Here is a 17737-nt window from a genome sequence, read left to right as displayed (position 1 = left end):
CGGTGATTCCGCATTCGTTCCTGCAGGATTTGCTGAACCGCGTCGATATCGTCGACGTGGTGGGCCGGTATGTGCAGCTCAAGAAGGGCGGCGCCAACTTCATGGGGTTGTGCCCGTTCCATAACGAGAAGAGCCCGTCGTTTACCGTCAGCCCGACCAAGCAGTTCTATCACTGCTTCGGCTGCGGCGCGCACGGCACGGCGATCGGTTTCCTGATGGAGCATGCGGGGCTCACGTTCCCGGAAGCCGTGCAGGAGCTCGCGCAATCGGTCGGACTGACCGTGCCGCACGAGCCGTCCATGCGCGGCGGAGGCGGTGCGGGTGGCGGTGACTATCCGGCGCCCGTGTCGAAATCGGTCGCGACCGCGCTGTCCGACGTGATGTCCACCGCGTGCGACTACTACCGCAAGCAATTGCGCGGCGCGACCGTTGCGATCCAGTATCTGAAGAACCGGGGCCTGACCGGCGAGATTGCCGCGCGCTTCGGGCTCGGCTATGCGCCGGACGGCTGGCAGAACCTCGAAACCGCGTTCCCGGACTACCGCGACGACTCGCTCGTCGAATCCGGGCTCGTGATCGTCAGCGAGAAAACCGATGCACAGGGCGTCGCGCGACGCTACGACCGGTTCCGCGAGCGGATCATGTTCCCGATCCGCAACGTGAAGGGGCAGGTGATCGGGTTCGGCGGCCGCGTGCTCGGCAGCGGTGAGCCGAAGTACCTGAATTCGCCCGAAACGCCACTGTTCAACAAGGGCAGCGAGCTGTACGGGCTGTTCGAGGCGCGCCTTGCGATCCGCGAGCGCAAGTACGTGCTGGTCGTCGAAGGCTACATGGACGTCGTCGCGCTCGCGCAGCTCGGCTTCCCGAACGCGGTCGCGACGCTCGGCACGGCGTGCACGCCGATCCACGTGCAGAAGTTGCTGCGTCAGACCGACACGGTCATTTTCAGCTTCGACGGCGACTCGGCCGGCCGGCGTGCGGCGCGCCGCGCGCTCGAGGCGTGTCTGCCGCATGCGGCGGACAACCGGACGATCCGATTCCTTTTCCTGCCGTCCGAGCACGATCCGGACAGCTATGTACGCGAATTCGGCGCGGACGCGTTTTCCGAGCAGGTCGAGCGCGCGATGCCGCTGTCACAATTTCTGTTGAACGAAGCAATTGCCGGCAAGGCGCTCGACCAGCCGGAAGGTCGAGCGAAGGCGCTGTTCGACGCGAAGCCGCTGCTGCAGGCGCTGCCGGCGAACGCGTTGCGCGCGCAGATCATGCACATGTTCGCCGACCGGCTCGATATCCCGTTCGAGGAAGTCGCGGCGCTGTCGGATGTCGATGCGCGCATCGCGGCGCCAGCGCGCCAGGCGCCCGCGCGCAGCGAGCGGCGGCGTGTGACGGACAGCGAAAAGCGCGCGTTGCGTACGCTCGTGATGCATCCGCGGATCGCGTCGCAGCTCGACGACGAACAGCTTGCGACCCTGCGCGCGCTGCCGCGGATCGGCGAGCTGTTCGCCGAAGTCGTCGAGCATGCGCGTGCGCTGGGCGACGGCGCGGAGTTCCGGCTGCTGTCGGATGTCCTGCGGACGTCCTCGAACGGCGCGACTTACGAGGAAATCTTCCGCGAAATTCTGGACTATGATGAAAACGTCCGCGATTTGCTGTTACAGAATCCGGAAGACGAGACGGTGCCCGAGCGGCAGCGTGAACAGGAACGGATCGCGGGGGAGGAACTGCAGGCCGCGGTGCTCAAGATGCGCTATGACGCCTGCTGCGACCGGCTCGATCGGCTTGCGCGGCAGTCCACCTTCACACCTGAGGAACTGGCGGAATTGACGGAATTGAACCAGCAGCGAACCGACATGAAGCGTCGGCTCGGGCTGTAGGCGGCCGGGGCGTCAAGAGAGGGCGCCCCAGCGTGCTATAATATAAGGTTTCCAGCGGTTTGTTTTCTAAGCAGAGGCGAGATTCGCGATGGCAAAGACGACAGGCGGAAAGAAAGCAACAGGCAAGGGCTCGACGGAGCCGACCACGAAGGTCACAGCGGCCAAGTCTGCTTCTTCCACCAGGACAGTGTCTTCAGCCACGTCAGCCCCGGCAGGAAAGAAAACCGCGGCCGGCACTGCTCAGGCTGCGCCGGCGCCGGCAGCCAGAACACGGGCTGCCGCCAGACCCGACTCCGGGCCGGCCAAGCCGGCGGCGAAGCGGGCAAGTGCGAAAAGCGCAAGGGACACGACTGCCGCCGCGGACGAAACGGCAGTACGTACTACTCATGCACCCACGGTTCAACCGGCTGTCGTCCAGCAGCCGCGAGTCGATATAGCCGGTACGGCGAACTCCATGACCAAAAAGCTGAACGAAGTATCCGTCGATGACGACGCAAATCAGAGCGACGAGCAGCCCGCAGCCGCGGCTGCCCCGGGCAAATCCAAGGTGCGCGATCGTCGCGCCAAGGAAAAGGCGCTGCTGAAGGAAGCGTTCGCGACGAGCACGCCCGGCACGGCCGAGGAGCTCGAAGAGCGCCGCGTGAAGCTGCGCGCGCTGATCAAGCTCGGCAAGGAGCGTGGCTTCCTCACGTATGCCGAAATCAACGACCACCTGCCGGACAACTTCACCGAGACCGAAGCCCTCGAAGGCATCATCGGCACGTTCAACGACATGGGCGTGGCGGTTTACGAGCAGGCGCCGGACGCGGAAACGCTGCTCCTGAACGACAACGCGCCGGCCGCGTCGTCGGACGATGAAGTCGAGGAAGAAGCGGAAGTCGCGCTGTCGACCGTCGATTCGGAATTCGGTCGCACGACCGATCCGGTCCGGATGTACATGCGCGAGATGGGCACGGTCGAGCTGCTCACGCGCGAAGGCGAAATCGAGATCGCGAAGCGGATCGAGGACGGCCTGCGCCACATGGTGATGGCGATTTCCGCGTGCCCGACGACGATCGCCGACATCCTCGCGATGGCCGAGCGCGTCGCGAACGAAGAGATCCGCGTCGACGAACTCGTCGACGGCCTGCTCGATCCGAATGCTTCGGACTCCGCCGATACGGACGGTTTCTCGGCGAAGGAAGCCGAAGCGATCGAGAACGAGGACGAGGAAGCCGAAGAGGAAGAGGAAGAAGAGGAAGAGGAGGACGATGACGGTGCCGCCCAGGCAACCGCCAACGCCGCCCAGCTCGAAGCCCTCAAGCGCGCATCGCTCGACAAGTTCTCGCAGATCAGCGAGTGGTTCGACAAGATGCGCCGCGCGTTCGAGAAGGAAGGCTACAAGTCGAAGTCCTACCTGAAGGCGCAGGAAACGATCCAGACCGAACTGATGACGATCCGCTTCACCGCGCGTACCGTCGAGCGTCTGTGCGACACGCTGCGTGCGCAAGTGGACGAAGTGCGTCAGGTCGAGCGCCAGATTCTGCACATCGTCGTCGACAAGTGCGGCATGCCGCGTTCGGAATTCATCGCGCGCTTCCCCGGCAGCGAGACGGATCTCGACTGGGCCGAGAAGATCGCGGCCGAAGGTCATTCGTACAGCGCGGTCCTGTCGCGTAATATCCCGGCGATCCGCGAACAGCAGCAGCGTCTGCTCGACCTGCAGGCGCGCGTCGTGCTGCCGCTGAAGGACCTGAAGGAAACCAACCGCCAGATGGCGGCCGGCGAACTGAAGGCGCGTCAGGCGAAGCGTGAAATGACCGAGGCGAACCTGCGTCTCGTGATTTCGATCGCGAAGAAGTACACGAACCGCGGCCTGCAGTTCCTCGACCTGATCCAGGAAGGCAACATCGGCCTGATGAAGGCGGTGGACAAGTTCGAATACCGTCGCGGCTACAAGTTCTCGACCTATGCAACGTGGTGGATTCGCCAGGCCATCACGCGTTCGATCGCGGACCAGGCGCGCACGATCCGTATTCCGGTTCACATGATCGAAACGATCAACAAGATGAACCGCATCTCGCGGCAGATCCTGCAGGAAACCGGTCTCGAGCCGGATCCGGCAACGCTCGCCGAGAAGATGGAGATGCCGGAAGACAAGATCCGCAAGATCATGAAGATCGCGAAGGAGCCGATCTCGATGGAAACGCCGATCGGTGACGACGACGATTCCCATCTCGGCGACTTCATCGAGGACAACAACACGGTCGCGCCGGCGGATGCCGCGCTGCATGCAAGCATGCGCGACGTCGTGAAGGACGTGCTCGATTCGCTGACGCCGCGCGAGGCGAAGGTGCTGCGGATGCGCTTCGGTATCGAGATGAGCACCGATCACACGCTCGAGGAAGTCGGCAAGCAGTTCGACGTCACCCGCGAGCGGATCCGTCAGATCGAGGCCAAGGCGCTGCGCAAGCTGCGTCACCCGAGCCGTTCCGACAAGCTGAAGTCGTTCCTCGAAGGGAACTGATTTCCAGCATCTTACTTGCGAACGCCGCCGGTATCCGCGTGATGCCGGTGGCGTTTGTCCTCTTTAGCGTCTTTGTTGTTACAATGCCGGCCCGGCTTGGTTGCCGGAGTGGCGTGTAGCACACGTTGCTTCTTGTCTGGGCCCCTAGCTCATGCTTGGTTAGAGCAGCGAACTCATAATTCGTTGGTGCCGGGTTCGACTCCCGGGGGGCCCACCAGATTCCCTTCCAAGGCTATCCAAGGAAGTCTCGAAACCCGCGACGCCGCAAGGCTTCGCGGGTTTTTCTTTTGCGTGCTGCCTGAATGTGTCGAGCGTGTTGAATGCGTTCACGCCGGCGTCGCGTGTCGCATCGCCGCCACCGGGAAAACGCGCGGAGCGTGCCGTGCCGATATCAATCGAAGTATGCTGTAGCGCGGTCGGCGCGCATGATCGAGAATCGTCGAGTGCGCGAACCGCAGGGCAGCGCCGCGTTCCGTCCGGCAGCCAGAACAAACACAAACAGACTTCGCCCGACAGTGGGGGCGGCCATCATGATCACGTTGCGTTCGTGGAGTGCGATTCTGTCGTTGCTGATGCTTGCCGCATGCGCCAGCCTGCCGCCGCAGGCCGGTCGCGCGCCAACGCACGCATTCACCGATACGGAAACCACGCGCCTCGGCGTCGCATTCCGCCAGCAGGCCGACGCCCATCCAGGGCAGGACGCGTTTCATCTGCTGCGCGATCCCGTCGATGCACTCGATGCGCGCGTGCTGCTCGCCGATCGCGCGGACCGCTCACTGGACCTTCAGTACTACATCTGGCACGACGACCTGACCGGGCACGAGCTCGCGGATGCGATCATCCGTGCGGCCGATCGCGGGGTTCGCGTGCGCGCGCTGCTCGACGATCTCGGGACGAATGCGGACGACCAAAAGCTGCTCGAGATCAGTTCGCATCCGAACATCGAGATCCGGCTCTTCAATCCGGTCGCCACACGCCACTTCAAGAAGATCGGCACGGTGCTCGAATTCTCCCGCGTCAACCGGCGCATGCACAACAAGGCGATGATCGCGGACAACCAGGCGGCGATCGTCGGCGGCCGCAATATCGGAGACGAATATTTCGGCGCGTCGTCGATGCTGGAGTTCGGCGATCTCGATGTGGTCGTGCACGGCCCCGTCGTGAACGACATCTCGACCGAATTCGATACGTTCTGGAATTCGCCGTATGCGTATCCGATCGATGCGCTGGTCGGGCACGACGCGGGGCCGGGCGGCCTCGACCGGGAGCGCGAACGGTTGCGCGATTACCTGCGCGCGATGGAGGACAATCCGTACGTGCTCGAGGCGCGACACAGGCTCGACCAGATCGTGCACGGGCAGGGCACCGAGCTGTCCTGGGGCCAGGCGACGGTCCTGTACGACGATCCGGCGAAGATCGCACGCTCGCCGAAGGACAGCGACGGGCACCTCATGCCGCAACTGCGCGCACTCGCGTTGCGGCCCGAGCAGGAGCTGCTGATCGTGTCGCCGTACTTCGTGCCGGGCAAGGACATGGTCGAACGGCTGCACGCGCTCACGGCACGCGGCGTGCGCGTGACGATCCTGACCAACTCGCTCGCATCGACCGACGTCGCGGCCGTGCATGCCGGCTACCGGCGCTATCGGCGTGCGCTGCTGGAAGCCGGCGTGAGGCTCTACGAACGGCGGCCGTCCGGCGACAAGAGCATTTCGAAGCAGGTCATCATCGGCTCGTCGCGTGCTTCGCTGCATGCGAAGACCTATGTGTTCGATCGCAAGAGCATCTTCATCGGATCGATGAATCTCGATCCGCGCTCGCTGAATCTCAATACCGAGATCGGCGTTTACTGCGAGAGCCCGGCGATTGCGTCGGAAGTCGCGGCGGACCTGGAGCCGCGGCTCGATCAAATCGCGTGGCGAGTCGAATCGAGGACCGACCCGGCCGGGAAGGGGCGGCTCAAGTGGATTCAGACTGACGCGGACGGGAAAGTGACCGAACTCGATCACGAACCGGAAGTATCGGCGGCGCGGCGCATGGAAGTGTGGTTTCTGGGCTTGTTTCCGATCGAATCGCAGCTGTGATTTCGCTTGCCCGCGACGACCACGGGCGGCGTGTGCCGACGCGCAGCGTCGATCCGGAGGCCGTGCGCGCACTGGCGCTGATGCGGCTCCGGACGCGCAAAACGACCCGCACCCGGAAGCCGCACCATTCATCGCGCGATCAGCGCGCGAAATCAGACGTGCTCTGGATGAACGTGTTCAGCTTCGAGATGTTCACGCTGCCGAAGCCCGTCGTCGCGTCCCAGCCGGCCTTCGCCTTGTAGCCGTACGTGCCGCTGCCGTTGTTGCCGGACGTCACGTCGTGCACCAGCGCCGCATTGCTCGGAAAGTACTTGTAGATGCTCGACGCCGGGAATCCGAGCGCGTTGTTGTTGGCCGATTGCAACCGCGCCCAGATGCCGGTGAAGATCGGTGCGGCGAGGCTCGTGCCGCCTTCGTTGTTCAGGTAGCCCGAGCCCCAAAGCGTGTCGGACGTCTGGCCGTTCACCACGAGGATCGCGCCGGTACGCAGGTCGGCGTCGAAACCGACGTCCGGCAGTGCGCGCTTGGTCGACCCGGTGAGGCTCGACGATTGCCACGACGGCGCCGCTTCGTACTTGCTGTAGCCGCCGCCCGTCGACCATACGGTGCCCGGCTGCCAGCTCGGATCGTTCCACACGATTTCGCTGTTGTATGCGTTGGTCGACGTGTTGGTGAATAGCGTCGTGCCGCCGACCGCGATCACGTACGGCGACGTCGCTGGCTCGCTCACCGTGTAGGTCGAGCGCGACGGCGTGCCGCTCGCGCATTCGTACGCGCCGTGGTCGCCGGCCGATACGGAGAAGGTCTGACCTTGCGCGATGGCTTGCTTGAAGATGGTGTCGTCGGTCGCCTGCGAGCCGGTGCTGTACGCGGACGATTCGCACACGCCGAGCGACACGTTGATGACCTTCGCGACGTTGTCGCTCACCGCCTTGTTGTATGCGGCGGTGATCGCGGTGAGCGACATCGACGGCGCCACGTAGAACACGACCTGCTTCACGCTGCCGCCGGCGGCGCCGACGATAGACTGGCTGTCGAGGTTCCATTCGACGGTGCCGGACGTATCGGTGTACGAACTACCTGACGGACCCGTCTGCACGACGCTGCTGCTGATCGTGCCGAGGCCGTTGTTGGCGGCGAACGTATTGAGGTCGCTGACCGTCTGCGACAGGTCGCCTTCGGAGATGATGCCGACGGTGGTTTGCGAGGCCGTCGGCGTGCCGTCGCCGCCATAGAGCGACGAGAATTCCGTCGGGTAGTGCGGCACCGCGGATGCGCCTGCCGGAATCGTCAGGTTGCTGGTGTTGCCTTGCGGTTTGCTGCCCGCGCCGGTATGCATGAGCTCGACGTTCTGCAGCCCCAGCACGGCACCGACGATGCCTGAGATTGCGTTCGGCACCTGCGCGGCATCGGTGTTCGCGTAAACGTTGCGGCCGTTTCGCGTGAAGCGCTTGAGCGTCGTGCGGAACGCCGATTTGACCGTTGCCGCGGTGCCCGACGCGGACACGAGCAGGCGGTTCGGCGCAACGACGATGTTGACGAAGCCGGCCTGGCGCAGGTGCGCGACGACGGAGGCAACCTGCTGGTCGGTCGGCGCGTATTGCGCGGCGAACTGCGCCGACGTGAGGAACTGCTTGTAGTGCGGCGAGCCGGGTGTATGCAGATCGTGCAGGTACTGGTCGAGTTGCGCTTCGCTGCGCAGGTTCAGCCCGAGCACGATGTCGACCGATTCGCCGGGCGCCATCTCGGTGGCAGCCGCGGCAGCGGCGGCGGTACTGGCCGCCGGCGCGCCGGCGGTACTGCTGCTTTCACCTTGCTGGACGAGCGGCAGGAATCCCTTGGTGCGCGTTTCCGTCCAGCCGGCGGCCGGTGCGGCATGGGCGGCCGTCATGCCGAACGAAGCGGCTGCTGCTGCGGCGAAGGCGAGCTTGGCGATGCGGATGTGCTTTAGTTTCTTGTCTGCAACCTGATTCATTTTGAATTACCCCTCCGGTTGAACATCGAACTGCACGAACAACAACGGTCGACGGCGGCGCGGATCGTGCGCCGCCGATATCCGCCGCGCTCGCGCGGATGGCGCGGACGCGACGGGGCCTTTCGCCCGACCCGGATGGGTGGTGATCCTCCGGGGGCGAAATGCTGGAATGCTCGGTAACGGGGGCGCTGCGCCGCGATGCGACCCGGCCGCGCCGGCAGGCCTGATGCAGGCGAGCTAGAGCAAAAGTTTCGGTATCCTGCTCATCTGGTTCGGTCCTTCGGCCTGCTGCCGGACGGCAGCTGCCCAATGAATGCATCGGGATGTTGCATGCGCCAACGGAAGAAGCGACGGTCGGCGGCGAGAACTTCGGTGCGGCGGAAGCGAGAGATGCGTTGAGCGGGAACGATTGCGTGGTCTGCAGTTCGTCGGATTGCTTGCATCGGACGGTATCAAGAACGAAAGTTCGGTGTCAAACTTTTTCTGATTATATGAAACAAAGTTAAATAGAATTGGATGAAATGTTTTTGAAAAGTCATGAGGTATTTTGTAATTTTAAAACCATAAACCGAGTGCAATTTCAGCTCCGTCCTTCGGATAATTCTCGATTCGATTCGTAATGCACGAACCGTATTCGAGAAATCATTCGAATCTCCCGTGCCCGTTTTCCGTCCCGGAACGCAGGGTTCGACGCGCGTCGGGCGCGTCCGGCGAGTCAACCTGATCAGATCGACGGCTCGTCGCGAGCAGTCCAGCCAGCGACAGCGTCTCGAGAACGGGGTGGGTCGGCGCATCGTGATGGATCGCATCGCGCGGCGAAGCGACCGGATGACACAACGTGTCGACGATCAGCACGGCGACAACCAGTTGCGCGCGATGAGTCCGTTCGGCCAGTTGACGGTATTCCACCTCGTGCCGCGTTCCACGCTGCAACTGCTCGATTGGGATCGTTCTAGCGGTGAAGGTGCCGCGCGCTGCTGGTGGCGACCATTGCGGATCAGACGCGGGTTCTGCGCGAACACTGGCATGTGCCGCGCGGCGCATCGGGTGGCGAGCGGGCCGCCCCGGCGAATGCGGCGAAGCGCGTTCTGCGCGCGATGAAAACCGCCGCGCGTCGAGCGCGGCTATCGGTCGTTCGATGGCACGGGCACAGGCACGGCGCGACGCGCGGTGGCCGGGTCAACGGCATCCGCACGATCAGTCCGGCTTGCGCTCCGGTGCAGCACGCGGTGGCGGCTCGGCGACCGGGGTGCCGGCGGTAGGGCCACCATTCTCATCGTTCTCGGGCGCCACGGGCCGCGAACCGTCGTCATACGCGACGAGGCTGCGCTGCGGATTCGCGATCCGGATTCCGCGTTCGCGGAACAGCACCGCGATGCGCCGGTTGAATTCGCGCTGCACACCCCAGCGCGCCGAGTCCTTGCACTGGATCTGTCCGACCAGCGCGATCGTCGCGCCGTCGACCTGGTCGATGCCCCAGTAGCTGAAATCCGACAGGATGCCGTCCTTGTAATTCGGATCGTCGCGCAACGCGGCGCCGATGTCCTTCAGCGTCTCGATCGCGCGATCGATGTCCTGGCCGTACGCGATGCTGACCTTGACGGCTGCGTTGCCGAGCCCGCGATTCGTGTTGTTGACGGTCGTAACGGAACTGAACGGGATCGTGTACAGCGACCCGTCACCCGCGCGCAGCCGCACGGTGCGGATCGACAGGTATTCGACCGTGCCTGACACGCCGGCGAGCGTGACCCAGTCTCCCACCTGCATCGCGTTCTCCATCAGCAGGAAGATCCCGGTGATGAAATCCTGCACGAGCTTCTGCGAGCCGAAGCCGAGCGCGACGCCGAAGATGCTGGCGCCGGCGAGCAGCGGACCGATGTTCACGCCGATTTCGCTGAGGCCCGTCAGCACGACGACGAGCGCGATCATGATGAACAGCAGCGAACGCAGCATCGGCAGCAGCGTGCGCAACCGCGCCGCGCGCACGAGGTTGCCTTCGTGTGTCCACTGCTGCAGGCGGCGCTCGATCGCGATGTTCGCGGCTTCCCATACGATCAGCGCGACGACGGCCGCGATCGCGATCGTGATCAGCGCCGACGCGAGCCGATGGCCGATCGTGCCGGTCTGGAAGGCGTGGAAGATCGGCACGCCCCAGATCTGCAGCAGCACCACGACGGTCGCGACGGCGATCACCGCCGACACGATCTGGCGCACCAGCGGGTAGTAGCGGTACGCGTGCAGGTGGACCAGCGTGCGATCGTCGTCGCGGCGCTGGAACAGTCGAGCGAGCGCACCGAACACGACGATCGACACGATCCGCATGCCGATCATCGCGGCGATCGAGCGGCCGCCGAGCGTGATCAGCACGCGGTAGCCGTTGTGGACGTCGAGCGCCCAAACGAACCACAGCGCCATCACGACGAATACCGAAACGGGCGCCCACGCGTCGGCGAGCGCGTTGCCGATCATCGTGAAGGCCGGCAGATCGTCGCCGGCCGCGCGGATGCGGGCGGCGACCGGCTGGCGGCACCTGAGAATCAGCGCCGAGATCATCACGTGGCCGACGAGCGCGACGGCTTTCAGCAGCGCGACGTGACCGGCGTCGCTGAGGCCGAAGCTCGCGGCGATCTCGACCGCGGCCGTGCAGACGCCGACGACGATCGCGATCCGCGCGATCGAGCGCTGCGCGATCGCGGCCCATGCGTCGCTGACGTGCAGCAGCCGCAATTGCGGCGCATCGGGCTGGAAGAACAGCCGGCTGACAATCGTCACGAGGCGGCAGATCACGTAGATGTCGATCAGCGATTCGAGTGCGGTTTCGGTCGGCGTGCCGGCGCCGTCGAGCACCGACATCGTCAGGCTCGCGACGCCGATGAACGCCAGCAGCGGCACCACGCGCAGCGCGAGGCTGACCAGCGCGCGCGGCATCCGGCGCAGCAGCGTGGTGTGGCGCCGCGCATGGCCACGGCCTTGCGACGACGCATCGGGCGCGGCGGTGCCGTCGGCGCCGGCGCTGGCGTCGGCCGGCGCTGACGGGCTGGCGTCGTCCGGCCCGGCTGGCTCGGGCTCGGCCCGACGCGACGATTCGGCCCGACGCGTGCCCATGGCGGCCAGCGCGCGCCACAGGAGCCGCTTCGCGAACCATTCGACGACGAACGCGGGCACGAGCACGGCGAGGATGACCAGGATCGCGCGCGTGAGGTCCGCGCGTTCGTCGGTTCGCACCAGCCGCTCGTGCCACCAGCGGCCGACGGAGCCGACATCGAGCAGCGAGCGCAGCGATTCGTTCAGCGCGGCGCCGATTTCACCGGCCCAATGTGCCCCCTGCCGGACGAGCATCGACGCGAGCCCGTTCGTCGTGAGCGCGGCTGGGGCGGCGGATGCCGCGCTGGCCGGTGTCGCGGCGCTCGCCGGAAGCGCGGGCGTGCTCAGCACGCCGACGGCCGCGATCGCGCGCAACGTCGTTTCGACCTGCTCGCGCTCGCGTGGATTTTGCAGGACGGAGAGGGCCTGCTGCGCCTGTTGCGGCGTCAATGCAGGCACGGCGCCGGAGGCCGCCGATGGGGCGGCTGGTGCAGGGGTAGCCGCGTGGGCGATCGATACGACGGCGGCGAGCAGCCAGCCGAGCAGGAAATGTCGCATGGGGAGGCGTGCGGGCGCACATCGAAATGTGGCCCGCCGGTCTGGACGATGGACGGAAGTTAACATGATCGCGAACGGACCCGAATAGTTCCGCCGACGAACATTCGCTTGCGACGTGGCGGGTCGGGAACGAAACGTGCTCGCCGGCACATCGATTCGGTGCAAACCACGACTGCGGCTACATGCGGCGAACTCTGGATTCCTGATGAATCAGCCCTGCTCGTCGTGAAAGATCGGCAGCACGTGCTCGGCGATTTCCTCGATGACCTCGCGCACGGGCCGGTCCGAGCCGGGATTCAGCGTGACGTGGTGCGTGCCGGCTGCGCGCATGTCCCGCAAGATGCCGACCAACGCATTCCGTCCGGTCGCGTAGCCGAGCGACAGCGCGCGGGCCGGCGCATCGCGATTCGCATCGAGATCGAGCCGCATCGACACGCCGAACGCGCGAAAGCCCGGTTGAGCGAGCCGGTCGACGGCCGCGCGCCACATCGAATAACGAGAACGCTGCGTGTCCGGATCGCGGTGGTACGTCATCCAGCCGATCGCGTTCCGAGCGATCCAGTCGACGCTTTGTCCGCCCGAACCGACCGCGAGCATCGGCACCGCGGCATCGCCGCGCGGCAGCAGCGTGAAGTCGGGCGCGTCCGGCGGTGTTTCGTCGGGCAGCACGCGAGACGGCACGCCGAGCGCGGCCGCAACGATGTCCCAATGCCGGCGATACCGGTCGCGCCGCGTTTGAGCATCGACGCCAAACGCCGCATATTCGGGTGGCCGGTCGCCGGAGCCGAGGCCGAGGATGAAGCGCCCGCCGGACAGCGTCGCGACAGACAGCGCGCCTTTCGCAATATGCAGCGGATGTCGCAGCGGCAGCACGATCGCGCCGCTGGCGAGCACGATCCGGCGCGTGCGCGACGCGAGCGCGCCGAGCAGCACCCACGGATCGAGGTGCCCGACCGGGTCGGGATAGTCGGCGCTGTTCAGCGGTACGTCGCGAATCCACAGTGCGCGAAAGCCGAGCGAATCGGCCCGCGCCGCGAGTTCGAGCTGCTCGTTGAAATCGGCGACGGTCCGGCCGCTGCGCAGCAGCGGCAGCGTCAGGCCGATCGACAGCCGCTCGGCCGAGAAGATGCGCTGCGCGACGTCGGCGCGGCCGGAGGCGGGCAGGGGCATGTCCATTCCTTGAAGACGGGGCGAAGCGGGCGCGCTCCGTACGGTGTTCGCATGCTAGCGTGTTTGCACGACGCTTGCGACGCGCGGCGAGCGATACACGGCGGCATCGGCGGGTCCGGCATGATCGGCGCCTTCGGTCATCGGGCAATCAATCGGCATGAACTGACCTTGGCAAGTGTTGGTCGGTCTCGTGGCGGGCACGGTGCTGTTCGTGTTCGGCGGCGCTCGCACGGTTGAGGCGACGCACGCCGATCTATGCAGGACCGCCGAGGAGTCGGGCATCACGGCGGGCCTCCGGGATGGGTTGCCTCGGATCACGTGCGCGCTCGACCACGCATGCGCGGCCAGGGGCGGGCGATTGTAAGCGGATCGTCGGGTGTCGTGCAGGTGCAGACGTCTCGCCGGCGCACACGTCACATTCCTGCAACACCGGCGCCGCGCCCGCCCGCCGATCGCGCGCGCCGTTTCCCGTCGTTTCACTTTCGAAACGTTCACGCATTTCTGTCGCCGCTCGATCTGCATCGGGGTCACTTCACCGGCCGCGCCGCCTTGCGCCGCGAAGCATGGTGCGCTCCTTGCATATCTGTGTGTGCCGTGAGCGCGATCGCCGGCGCGGTAGAGGGCCGGCCATCGCTTCAGTGGGTCGGACGCATCGAAGACGGGGACAAGAGAATGAGAACAGACCGAATCGCAACGTGTCGTGTTGCAAAAATGAATCGCCGACCTGCCCGAGAATTCGTTTCGCCGTTGATTGCGGTGACATGAGCGTGCGGCTTTTCGTTCCATCCGAACAATCCGGGTTCGTTCCGAACGACGACGTGCAGGCGTGACGCACCAGGCCGACCGGTGCCAGTCGGCCGTCGGGGATGAACCGCCGAGCACGTGGATGGGCAATCAATCATGAGATATGGATCGTCATGCCGACGCGCGAAACGCCTGCGTGCCGAGCGCGACGCATGCGTGTGCCTGCCGCACGCACCGCCGCGCGGCGATCCGCCCGACATCGGGAAATCGAAGGTGTAGTCCAGGGGAAAGGTCCGCCGGCGGCGCCGCGGTGGATCCGACGACATTGTGCTGTCAGTTGATCCACTACCCCGATGGATCAATTGTTGGAGCGCCCATCGCCATGTGGTCGATGGGCGTCTTTTTTTGCTGCGCCGGTGTCGCGCACGCCGCCGGCCCGATCGCCCGGCGTTCTGTATCATGTGCTGGCGCGCTGGCCGCACGGCTTGCCACCGCGCCCGATCACGCGCCGCCAACATGAACGACATCGCCTTGCCCGACCCCTCATCCGCCAGCCTCGATCCGGCCGCGCTCGATGCGCTGCACGCGTTCGTCGAGCGCCATCCGCAGCTGCTCGTGCTGACCGGTGCAGGCATCAGCACGGATTCCGGCATTCCCGGCTATCGCGACCGCAACGGTCAATGGATGCGCTCGCCGCCGATCCAGCTCCACGAATTCCTCGGTTCCGACATCGCGCGCCGCCGCTATTGGGCGCGCAGCATGATCGGCTGGCCCGTGGTGGGCCGTGCGCGGCCGAACCGCTCGCATGTCGCGCTCGCGCGGCTCGGCGGCACCGGCCGGATCGAGCGCCTCGTCACGCAGAACGTCGACGGGCTGCACCAGCGTGCAGGCAGCGGCGACGTGATCGAACTGCATGGCGGCATCAACGGCGTCACGTGCCTCGATTGCGGCGCGCATCACGCGCGCGCGACGATCCAGACCCTGCTCGAAACGGACAACCCCGAGCTGCTGGGCACACAGGCGGAACCCGCCGCCGACGGTGACGCGCACCTCGAATGGGCCGCGCTCGACACGTTCCGCATCCCGGCCTGCCCGGCCTGCGGCGGGCTGCTGAAGCCGGCGGTGGTGTTCTTCGGCGAGAACGTGCCGCGCGAACGCGTCGCGCTGGCGTCGCAGGCGCTCGATGCGGCCGATGCGCTGCTCGTCGTCGGCTCGTCGCTGATGGTGTATTCCGGCTACCGGTTCTGCGTGTGGGCCCAGGCGCAGAACAAGCCCGTCGCCGCGTTGAACCTCGGCCATACGCGCGCCGATCCGATGCTGACGCTGAAGGTCGAGGCGCGTTGCGCGCCCGCGCTCGACGCGCTGAACGCGCGGCTGGGCGTCGCCGGCGGCGCGCCGGAGCACGCATCGTGACCGGGCCGACGTCCTCGCCCGATCCGTCCGCGCGGTTGTCGGCGCCGGCGGCCGAGCGCAATCGCGGGCCGATCCTCGACGTGCTGCGTCGCGTGCTGCCGGCCAGCGGCGACGTGCTCGAGATCGCGAGCGGCACCGGGCAGCATGCGGTCCATTTCGCGCAGGCGCTGCCGGCGCTGCGCTGGCAGCCGAGCGATCCTGACGCACACGCGCGCCGCTCGATCGCCGCGTGGGTCGCGCATGCCGGCCTCGCGAACCTGGCCGAGCCGCTGGCGTTCGACGTGCGCGATGCGTCGTGGCCGGCCGCGGCGTTCGACGCGATCGTCTGCATCAACATGATCCACATCTCGCCGTGGGCCTGCACCGACGCACTGTTCGCCGGCGCGTCGCGCGTGCTGCGTCCGGGCGGCGTGCTGTTCCTGTACGGACCGTATCGCCGCGAAGGCCGGCACACGGCGCCGTCCAACGAAGCGTTCGACCAGCAGTTGCGCAGCCGCGACCCGTCGTGGGGCGTTCGCGATCTCGAGGCGGTCGTCGCGCTCGGCCTCGACCGCGGGCTCGACTGCATCGAGGTCGTCGAGATGCCGGCGAACAATCTGAGCGTTGTGTTCAGGCGCCTGCCGCACGCGGAGCAGTGACACGCAAGCGCGCATCGCAGCCGGGTTTCCACTATCCTTTCGCCTGTGCGCGCGACCCGGTTCGGTCGCGCCCTGTTTTTTCCGGAGAATTGACTAATGGGCAAACAAGCAATCGGTGTGATCGGGCTCGCGGTGATGGGCCGCAATCTCGCACTCAATATCGAGAGCCGCGGTTACGCGGTGTCGGTGTATAACCGCAGCCGCGAGAAAACCGACGAACTGATCGCCGAATTCCCCGGCCGTAATCTGGTACCGACCTATACGCTCGAAGAGTTCGTCGCGTCGCTCGAGACGCCGCGCCGGATCCTGATGATGGTGAAGGCCGGCGAAGCGACCGATGCGACGATCGCATCGCTCAAGCCGCTGCTCGAGAAGGGCGACGTGCTGATCGACGGCGGGAATACGCACTTCACGGACACGATCCGCCGCAACCAGGAACTCGCGCAATCGGGCCTGCACTTCATTGGCACCGGCGTGTCCGGCGGCGAAGAGGGCGCGCTGCGCGGCCCGTCGATCATGCCCGGCGGCCAGCGCGACGCGTACGACCTGGTCGAGCCGATCCTCAAGCAGATCGCCGCGAAGGCGCCGTCGGACGGCGAGCCGTGCGTCGCGTACATGGGTCCGGACGGTGCGGGCCACTACGTGAAGATGGTCCACAACGGCATCGAATACGGCGACATGCAGTTGATCGCCGAAAGCTATGCCGTGCTGAAGGACGTCGCGGGCCTGACCAACGACGAACTCGGCGCGGTGTACACCGAGTGGAATCAGGGCGAGCTCGACAGCTATCTGATCGAGATCACGTCGAAGATCTTCGGCAAGAAGGACGAAGAAACCGGCAAGCACCTCGTCGACGTGATCCTCGATCGCGCCGCGCAGAAGGGCACCGGCAAGTGGACGAGCCAGAACGCGCTGGATCTGGGCGTGCCGCTGCCGCTGATCACCGAGTCGGTGTTCGCGCGCGTGCTGTCGTCGTTGAAGACCGAGCGCGTCGCGGCCAGCAAGATCCTGTCGGGCCCGGCCGCCGCGTCGTTCGACGGCGATCGCGCCGCGTTCGTCGAAGCGGTGCGCCGCGCGCTGTACCTGAGCAAGGTGATCTCGTACGCGCAGGGTTTCGCGCAACTGCGCATGGCGTCCGAAGAGTATGGCTGGAACCTCGATCTCGGGACGATCGCGAAGATCTTCCGCGCGGGCTGCATCATCCGCGCGCGATTCCTGCAGAAGATTACCGACGCGTACGCGAAGGATCCGGCGCTCGCGAACCTGCTGCTCGACCCGTATTTCAAGGACATCGCCGCGAATTACCAGGCGTCGCTGCGCGACGTCGTGGTGGCTGCCGTAAAGGCAGGCGTGCCGGTGCCGGCGTTCGCGTCGGCGGTCGCGTACTTCGACAGCTACCGTTCCGAGCGGCTGCCGGCGAACCTTGTGCAGGCGCAGCGCGACTTCTTCGGCGCCCATACGTTCGAGCGTACCGACCGGCCGGGCAGCTTCCACGCGAACTGGTCGTGACCGGCTGGCGAGGACGGTATTGTTGCGAAATTCTATTCTTTGAGTAGGGTTTTTCGTTCCCGGATCCCGAAATTGTTGGCTCCGAGGAAACAGTGTTTTCGTTCTTTCATGGTTTTCCCTAGGTGATCTCGGGACTAAACTTTGTTCAATCGCTGCAGACATGGTGTGTGCGGCGGAGCAAAAAA

At 65.7% G+C, this 17737-nt stretch carries 10 protein-coding genes, 1 tRNA gene and 1 pseudogene; 7 read left to right on the top strand and 5 right to left on the bottom strand.

The features are described from left to right. The first annotated feature begins 2 nt into the window (after positions 1–2). The 4 genes from dnaG to WS66_RS09190 all read left to right on the top strand — a co-directional run bounded on the left by dnaG (position 3) and on the right by WS66_RS09190 (position 6461). Complete coding sequence (dnaG, locus tag WS66_RS09210; RefSeq protein ID WP_059601735.1) at positions 3–1874, top strand: DNA primase; 1872 nt, start codon at positions 3–5, stop codon at positions 1872–1874. A gap of 88 nt (positions 1875–1962) precedes the next feature. Further along, on the top strand, positions 1963–4380 hold the full coding sequence (gene rpoD, locus WS66_RS09205; RefSeq protein ID WP_082728921.1) for an RNA polymerase sigma factor RpoD: 2418 nt from the start codon (positions 1963–1965) through the stop codon (positions 4378–4380). Positions 4381–4518: 138 nt separating this feature from the next. Further along, positions 4519–4597, top strand: a tRNA-Ile gene (locus WS66_RS09200). A gap of 313 nt (positions 4598–4910) precedes the next feature. Then, positions 4911–6461, top strand: a complete 1551-nt coding sequence (locus WS66_RS09190) for a phospholipase D family protein (protein WP_059601739.1) — start codon at positions 4911–4913, stop codon at positions 6459–6461. 139 nt (positions 6462–6600) lie between these two features. Here WS66_RS09190 and WS66_RS09185 read toward each other — a convergent pair whose 3' ends face one another. The 4 genes from WS66_RS09185 to WS66_RS09170 form a co-directional block, all read right to left on the bottom strand. After that, positions 6601–8436 (bottom strand): S53 family peptidase, encoded by a 1836-nt coding sequence (locus WS66_RS09185; protein WP_059601741.1) that lies wholly within the window; start codon positions 8434–8436, stop codon positions 6601–6603. A 642-nt stretch (positions 8437–9078) separates the two neighbouring features. Continuing rightward, complete coding sequence (locus tag WS66_RS33595; RefSeq protein ID WP_159086533.1) at positions 9079–9480, bottom strand: hypothetical protein; 402 nt, start codon at positions 9478–9480, stop codon at positions 9079–9081. A gap of 153 nt (positions 9481–9633) precedes the next feature. Then, on the bottom strand, positions 9634–12078 hold the full coding sequence (locus tag WS66_RS09175; protein WP_059601745.1) for a mechanosensitive ion channel family protein: 2445 nt from the start codon (positions 12076–12078) through the stop codon (positions 9634–9636). 210 nt (positions 12079–12288) lie between these two features. After that, entirely contained in the window at positions 12289–13248 is a 960-nt protein-coding gene (locus tag WS66_RS09170) for an LLM class oxidoreductase (RefSeq protein WP_059601862.1), read from the bottom strand. 1260 nt (positions 13249–14508) lie between these two features. Here WS66_RS09170 and WS66_RS09155 point away from each other — a divergent pair. Beyond that, the gene (locus WS66_RS09155) at positions 14509–15405 is read left to right on the top strand and encodes an NAD-dependent protein deacetylase (protein ID WP_059601749.1); all 897 of its coding nucleotides are present in this window, start codon (positions 14509–14511) and stop codon (positions 15403–15405) included. Next, on the top strand, positions 15402–16043 hold the full coding sequence (locus WS66_RS09150) for a DUF938 domain-containing protein (RefSeq protein WP_059601751.1): 642 nt from the start codon (positions 15402–15404) through the stop codon (positions 16041–16043). Before WS66_RS09155 ends, WS66_RS09150 begins: the two co-directional genes overlap by 4 nt. A 15-nt stretch (positions 16044–16058) precedes the next feature. Here the strand turns inward: WS66_RS09150 and WS66_RS34355 are convergent. Next, a pseudogene (locus tag WS66_RS34355) lies at positions 16059–16133 on the bottom strand (6-phosphogluconate dehydrogenase); the annotation flags it as partial. A gap of 6 nt (positions 16134–16139) precedes the next feature. Between WS66_RS34355 and gndA the strand changes: the two are divergent. Further along, on the top strand, positions 16140–17552 hold the full coding sequence (gene gndA, locus WS66_RS09140; protein WP_059601753.1) for an NADP-dependent phosphogluconate dehydrogenase: 1413 nt from the start codon (positions 16140–16142) through the stop codon (positions 17550–17552). Positions 17553–17737 lie beyond the last annotated feature (185 nt).

The organism is Burkholderia sp. LA-2-3-30-S1-D2 (assembly GCF_001523915.2).
GTDB lineage: Bacteria > Pseudomonadota > Gammaproteobacteria > Burkholderiales > Burkholderiaceae > Burkholderia > Burkholderia diffusa.
The sequence above is the reverse complement of the archived record's forward strand: the minus strand, read 5'-3'. Positions and strand labels throughout refer to the sequence as shown.

What these genes read in the sequence shown, in the direction of transcription:
- WS66_RS09155 (WP_059601749.1), top strand. Translation starts at nt 14,509, where the DNA reads ATGAACGACATCGCCTTGCCCGACCCCTCATCCGCCAGCCTCGATCCG.
- WS66_RS33595 (WP_159086533.1), bottom strand. Translation starts at nt 9,480, where the DNA reads ATGCGCCGCGCGGCACATGCCAGTGTTCGCGCAGAACCCGCGTCTGAT.
- gndA (WP_059601753.1), top strand. Translation starts at nt 16,140, where the DNA reads ATGGGCAAACAAGCAATCGGTGTGATCGGGCTCGCGGTGATGGGCCGC.
- WS66_RS09185 (WP_059601741.1), bottom strand. Translation starts at nt 8,436, where the DNA reads ATGAATCAGGTTGCAGACAAGAAACTAAAGCACATCCGCATCGCCAAG.
- WS66_RS09190 (WP_059601739.1), top strand. Translation starts at nt 4,911, where the DNA reads ATGATCACGTTGCGTTCGTGGAGTGCGATTCTGTCGTTGCTGATGCTT.
- WS66_RS09175 (WP_059601745.1), bottom strand. Translation starts at nt 12,078, where the DNA reads ATGCGACATTTCCTGCTCGGCTGGCTGCTCGCCGCCGTCGTATCGATC.
- WS66_RS09170 (WP_059601862.1), bottom strand. Translation starts at nt 13,248, where the DNA reads ATGCCCCTGCCCGCCTCCGGCCGCGCCGACGTCGCGCAGCGCATCTTC.
- rpoD (WP_082728921.1), top strand. Translation starts at nt 1,963, where the DNA reads ATGGCAAAGACGACAGGCGGAAAGAAAGCAACAGGCAAGGGCTCGACG.